At 68.3% G+C, this 6,486-nt stretch carries 4 protein-coding genes; all 4 read right to left on the bottom strand.

What is annotated here, in order from left to right; all coding sequences use genetic code 11:
* Window positions 1-62: 62 nt before the first annotated feature.
* The gene (locus ACK5F2_RS09420) at window positions 63-1,589 is read right to left on the bottom strand and encodes an AraC family transcriptional regulator ligand-binding domain-containing protein (RefSeq protein ID WP_409864287.1); all 1,527 of its coding nucleotides are present in this window, start codon (window positions 1,587-1,589) and stop codon (window positions 63-65) included.
* On the bottom strand, window positions 1,586-2,737 hold the full coding sequence (locus ACK5F2_RS09415; RefSeq protein WP_409864285.1) for an AraC family transcriptional regulator ligand-binding domain-containing protein: 1,152 nt from the start codon (window positions 2,735-2,737) through the stop codon (window positions 1,586-1,588). The genes ACK5F2_RS09420 and ACK5F2_RS09415 overlap by 4 nt, the downstream gene beginning before the upstream one ends.
* Window positions 2,738-2,745: 8 nt before the next feature.
* Window positions 2,746-3,777, bottom strand: a complete 1,032-nt coding sequence (gene pyrC, locus ACK5F2_RS09410; RefSeq protein WP_409864283.1) for a dihydroorotase — start codon at window positions 3,775-3,777, stop codon at window positions 2,746-2,748.
* A 97-nt stretch (window positions 3,778-3,874) separates the two neighbouring features.
* On the bottom strand, window positions 3,875-6,486 hold a 2,612-nt coding region (locus tag ACK5F2_RS09405; RefSeq protein WP_409864282.1), incomplete at its 5' end, for an ImpA family metalloprotease.

Below are 6,486 nucleotides of genomic sequence, written 5' to 3'. Positions count from 1 at the left end.
GGGCTGGTGCAAATCGCTCTCCTGTATCGCTAGGTGCAGGCCCGTCGCCTGGCGGGCCGATCCTAGCTGCTCAACGGCCCCGCCGCCCGGAGCTGCTGCGCTCTGAACGCCTCCAGCTGGGTTCCGGGCAGCCCCCAGCGGGCCAGCAGCAAGGCGGCGGCATCGACCCGGCTCAGTCCGAACTGCGCGCGTTCCCGCTCCAGCAGCTGCGGCCAGGACGCAGCCGGCTGCCGCTCCAGCCAGGCCGCATAGTCGCGCCCCGCCAGACGCCACAGCAGGCGGGCGCCCAGTGCCGCCCAGGCCTGCGGATCAGCCATATGCACCGGCTCGGTGGCCGGCCCGACAGGCCAGGGCTCATGGCGGGCTCGCCTCAGCCAGGTACGGGCTGCGCGCAGATCTTGGGCCAGCCCCTGGGTCGCAGCCTGCTCAGCCGGCGCGGCAAGACCCTTCAGGCAGGCGGTCCCGAAGGCATAGACCAGGGCCGCCATATCGGGGCCCGGCTCGGCCGGAATCAAGCTGGGCAGACGCAAGGGGCAGGCCCAGTCCGACAGGCCGCCCAGGGCCTGCAGCCGCAGGAAGTCCTCGCGCAGCTGCTGGGGCCCCGCGCCCCACCACTTGCGCGCCGCGCGTGTCAGCGCCGGCGCACCGGCATAGCCCAGCTGGGATGCCATCAGCTCCGGGGACTGGCCCTGCTCGACCACGCCCTCGAAGGCCTGGCTCTGACGATGCGCCTGCAGCATGGCGCTGAAACTGCAGCCCTCGGCCTGCAACTGGCGCCGCAAACTGGCAGGCGAGCGCCCCAGTTGTTGAGCCACGGGCTCCAGGCCGAGGTCCGCGCCATGGGCGGCCTGACGCAGGAAGATCCTGACCTGAGCGCGCAGCCGCATGCGCGACGGGCTCGGCAGGTAGAGCTCCAGCAGATCAAAGCAGACCGAGAGCGTCTGGCGCAAGGCGGGGTTGGCACCCGGCAGGGGCACATCCAGCAGCTCGGGCCGCAGGCGCATCTCGAAGCAGGGCGCGCCGAAGCGCACCGGCAGCCCCATCAGCGCGGCCAGCTGCCCGGGGCACGGACTGTCGGGCGTCATGACCGCAGCATCCAGCGCCACCGACTCGGCCGGCAGGCAGACGCGCAGGAGGCCCAGCATCCACGCCCAAGTGCCCTCCCAATACACCAGCAGGCCCAGCGGCGGCGCGGCGGCGCGGGGACGCATGCGCAGGTACAGCTCGCCCCCCTCCTCACTCAGGCTCAGTACAGCCCAGGGCAGCCAATCCGACTGGCGCCACAGCAGCTCGGCCAGGGCCTCGCGCAGACTGGCACAGCTGCGCGCGAAATACAGCAGGCCTTCGCCGGCATTGTCATCCACCCGGCTGGCCAGCTCGGCCGGCACATGCGGCAAACCGTGGGCGAGCAGGCATTCATTCATGCCCACCACCTGCTCTGTGCTCAGCCGACGGGCGTCATTGGGCGCCACACGCTCCAGACCCCAGCACTGCTCAAGCTCGGCCCGCAATGCCGGATGTGGCGACAGCAGCACATACAGGGGCTGCAGCTGCCTCAGCTCCACCATGAGATCCGGCAAATCATTCATGGCGCAGCGGCATCGCGGATCTGCAGGGGCAAGGTGTCGGCGGCCTGGCTCAGCGAGCGCACCAAAGCCGCGGGCCGGGATTCCCGGCGGGCCTGGGCCGCCATCTGCGTCAGGGCCTCCGCCAAGCCCAGGCCCTGCTGGCCCTGGACATCGCTGAGCCACTGGCGCAACTGGGCCGGACGCAGACCGAAGGTGGCGTGGAAGGCGCGCTCCAGCCCTGCCCGATCGGCATAGCCCAGCCCCTCCGCCACTTCGGGCAGGAGCTTGCGACGGTCCAGAACCCCCATGAAAGCGCGCCAGCTGCGCTGCATCTGCAGCAAATCGGCGAATTTGACCGACTCCTGGGCCAGCCAGCGGCGCAGCGTGCTGGGGCTGCACTCGAAGTAGCGGGCCGCATCCTCCAGCGAGATGTTGCTGAGGTCGGTCTGGCGGCGCAACCAGCGCAGCAGCTGCTCCGCCTTGTCGGCCGGCGCGGCCTGCCGCGGCAGCTGCCGTTGCAGCGCCTCGCGCAAGGCCTGCACCAGCCCCGGGCTGTGCCCCGGCAGGGGCCAGTCCAGACAGCCCAGGGGCAGATGCAGGGCGAAGTTCGGGGCGCCAAACTCCACCGGGCAACCCAGCAGGGCCTCCAATTCCGCACCACGCCCGACGTCGGCCGTCATGCAGGCCGCACGCTCTACAGGGGGGGCGCGGTCCAGGCAACGCGCGATGAGACCATGCAGCCAGACCAGACCGGACTCGTAGCGCAGCAGCCGCCCCAAGCGCTGCGCCTCATAGCTCGGGGTCATGCTGATCTGCAGCGTCGAAGCACTGCTGTCCATCTGCCAGCGGCCGTCGGGCAGCAACCAGGGAATCAGATCGTTCAGGGCCTGCAGGGCCTGACCCAGGTTTGCATGGCTGCGCAGGAAGTACACCAGACCATGGGCCACACCCGGGTCGACCTGAGCCGCCAGCTTGGCGCCGGCATGGGGCTCACCCTGGGCATGCAGCAGCTCAAAGAGCTGAATCAGCTGGGCCGAGGACAGGCGGCCCAGCTGCTGCCCCTGCACCGGACGCAGGCCGACGTCCCGCTCCAGCTGGCTCAGCAGCTCGGGGCGGTTGGCCAGGCTCTGGTAGAGCGGCTGCAGGTGGAAAAGGTCAAGGCCTCTCAAGACCGATATCAGCCCACGAATTGCCAGCTCAGGGTTTCGCCACCGCGCAGCGGCTTGAGCTGGGCCTCGCCGAAGGGCACGGACTCCGGCAGGTTCCAGGCCGTCTTGCGCAGGGTCACGCGCTCGGTATTGCGCGGCAGGCCGTAGAAGTCGGGGCCGTGCAGGCTGGCGAAACCTTCCAGCTTGTCCAGGGCACCCATGGCCTCGAAGGCCTCGGCGTAGAGCTCCAGAGCCGACAGCGCGGTGTAGCAACCTGCGCCGCAGACCGAGTTCTCCTTCATGACCGAGGCATGCGGGGCGCTGTCGGTGCCCAGGAAGAACTTGGGGCTGCCCGAGGTGGCGGCCTGGATCAGGGCTTGCCGGTGCTGCTCGCGCTTGAGCACCGGCAGGCAGTAGTAATGCGGGCGCAGGCCACCCGTGAAGATGGCGTTGCGGTTGTAGAGCAGATGCTGCGGCGTGAGCGTGGCCGCGGTGAATCGGTCGGCCTGGGCCACGTACTGCGCCGCCTCCAGCGTGGTGATGTGCTCGAACACCACCTTGAGTTCGGGGAAGTCGCGACGCAGCGGCTGCATCACACGGTCGATGAACACGGCCTCGCGGTCGAAGACATCCACCTCGGGATCGGTCACCTCACCATGCACCAGCAGCAGCAGGCCCTCGCGCTGCATGGCTTCCAGGGTCTTGTAGGTCTTGCGAATGTCGGTGACGCCGGCATCGCTATTGGTGGTGGCGCCGGCCGGGTAGAGCTTGAGCGCCACCACGCCCGCATCGCGGGCCTTCTGGATTTCCTCGACCGGCGTGTTGTCGGTGAGGTACATGGTCATCAGCGGCGTGAAGCTTGCCCCCGCCGGCAGGGCTGCCAGGATGCGCTCCCGGTAGGCCTGGGCCTGCTCCGCCGTGGTCACGGGCGGGCGCAGATTGGGCATCACGATGGCACGGGCGAACTGGCGGGCCGTGGCGGGCAGGACGGCAGCCAGGGCTGCGCCGTCGCGCAGATGCACATGCCAGTCGTCGGGGCGGATGAGGCTGAGTTCGTTCATGGCTTGCATTTTCGCATCGCCCTCAAGCAAAAGGGCCTGTTTTCCAACAGGCCCCGCTCCAGGTGGACCCGTGTCGCCACGGGCCCGGACCATGGCATCAGAAGGGGTAGGCGGGCACCGAGGCCTCGATATCCACCCAGCGTCCCGTGGCCAGGCGGTTGTGCTTGCCGGCCGGCAGGGCATAGAAGGCCCGGTTCGCCAGCGGCAGCTTCAGATCCTCCACCGAGCCCAGGGCCTCGGGGCTTAGGGGCAGGCCGTACATCTCGAAGTACTTGCGCACATCGCGACCGATGATCTTGGAGCTGAGCACGTAGAACAGATCCTCGTTCTTGATGGTGTTGCTGGCATAGCGACCCATGGCGTACTTGCCACGGTTGTTGGCATCCCAGGCACGTGCCACGAGGCGATCGCCCTTGGTGAGCAGCTGCAGGAATTCCAGCGTGGTCTGCATGCTGGGCTGCGTCAGTCCATGGCGCTCGCGGGTGTACAGGAAGGCCAGCTGGAAATGCACGGCACGCATGGGGTCCTGGGAGGCACCCCACCACAGGCGCTGCTGCATATCGGCGCGCAGGGCTTCGCCCGTGAGCCCTGCACCGCGGCTGGCACTCAGCATGGCATAAAGGCCCGGGTGATTCAGGTTGTGGCCGGTGTCCAGGCCCAGGGTCTCGTAGATGCGCAGCATGGTGGCGCTGGCCAGGATGTTGTTGTCGCACTCGGTGGAGCAACCCTTGCCACCGGGCAACATGCGCATCACGCGCTGCACCGTGTTGTGTCCGAGCTCATGCGCCCAGCCCCAGCCCACGGCCAGGCCGGCCGAACCATCCGACGGATTGCCCGAGCACAGGAAGCCGCAGGTGGCGATCCAGCCCACGAAGTGCTGCACATTGGGCGCACGATGCAGGGCGTCCGAGCTGCAGTCCCAGCCGAACTCGGCGCACAGACCGCTGGCCGTGGCCGACATGGGCATATTGTTGTAGCCGTTGGCGAAGTGATTGCTGTTGAACAGCCCGTCCTTGAGGTTGTTCAGCACATAGGCGCGTGGGTCGGCATTGCCGATGGCGCTCTTGGCGTACTTGGTGATCTGCTGGATCTCGCCGCCCACCAGCTTGTTGGTCTGCCAGCCAAAGTCGCCCTTTTTGAGCGCAGCCAGGGCTTCATCGATCTCGGCCTGGCTGGGGTTCTTGGTGAAGTCGAAATGCGCGTACTTGGCCGAGCCCTTGATGCGCAGCGTGACCACGCTACCCGCCTTGGCGCCGCCATAGGACAGCATCAGCGGGCCACCGAAGGGCGAGACGAAGTCGGTCGTCCCACGCAGGGGGATGGCATAGGAATGTGGGCGGCGAGGACGAGCGTAGCTGCCGTCCGTCAGCGGGTTGCCCCAGGCGCGCAGATGGCTGGTCTGAACGGCGAGCGAGCTCGTACCAGCCCCATCCAGCACCTCGATCTGAAGCGGCTTTCCCGGCACGGAAGCGCGCCCGATCAGGGTCACGCCACCGGTTTGCGGGATCGTCACGGTCACGGTCTCCCACTCGGCGCTGACCGCCATATCGCGGGCCTGAGGCGGCATGTAGTCGCCCGCGCCATTGGGCGGCACGGTGGTCGCCTTGCGGTTGAAGACCACCCACGAGTCCGAGGCATAGGTGCGCATGAAGTCACCGGCATTGCCCTTGGCGGACAGGGGCGAACCGTAGCGCACCGACAGACGCTGCACATCGGCCCACAGGGCCAGGTACTGGAAGAGCTGGCCGTCGCGATCCGCAAAGACGTTCTCCCCAGCGCTTTGCAGGCGGGCCAGGGAATTGCTTACCACATTGATGGGCTGCAGGGCCGAGCTGTCGGTGGAGAAGTCCACGCTCAGGTCGGTACGAGGCAGCATGCGCAGGCTGTTCACCAGGCTGCCGAACTGATCGGCCTTGGCCAGCATATCGGCCGGGCTGCGTGCGGCGCCTATGGAAACGGCCGAGGCCGGCGCGAAATAGTTGCCCGGGTAGCCGCCCAGGCTGATGCCCATGCCGGAGGCCGCGCGCTGCAGGCCGGCGGACACATTCCAGTTGGGCTGCATCACGACCACGGCCTTGCCCGCATCCTGATAGCTGCGAACCAGCGAGCCCAGGGCAGGATGGTCGGCCACGCCGCCGCCGAAGACGATCAGGTCCAGTTGACGCCAGCAGGTGTTGGCGGGATCGGCCACGGCGCAGGCGGAGACCACGCCGCTGCTGCCGGCGCGCGCCAGATACTGCTTGACCGTATTGCCGTTGTAGCCGGCCACTCCCACCTGCAGCTGGGCCGGCAGGTTGGCGTCGGCGTTGCCGGTCACAACCCAGTTCATGGCCCGGCGGAAGAGCGGGTAATGCTGCTGCTCGCGGGTGGTACCCGCCATCCAGCCCAACACGTCGGCGCCGTAGACCAGACCTCGCCCCTGTCCGGTCATGGACAGCGCCGCCATGCCCTGCCCCCCGTCAGCCGTCAGCAGCGGCACGGCGATGCTGGCCTTGCCGATGTTCACCGTGGTGCTGTTGGTGCTGTGATTCAGCGGCAGGGCAGCCGCCTCCGTGCCCAGAATCGCACGCACCGCGGGCATCTGGGCATTGCCGAGGTCGGACGCCAGCTTGATCGCCCGCTCCAGCAAGCCGGCCTGGTGGGATGCATTGAGCGCGCTGGCATCGCCCAGCTGGAGCGCCCGGGCGATCAAGCTGGCGTCCGACCTCG

The organism is Roseateles sp. (assembly GCF_046300915.1).
GTDB lineage: Bacteria > Pseudomonadota > Gammaproteobacteria > Burkholderiales > Burkholderiaceae_C > Kinneretia.
Note: the sequence above shows the minus strand (reverse complement) of the source record. Positions and strands in the feature narration are given on the sequence as shown.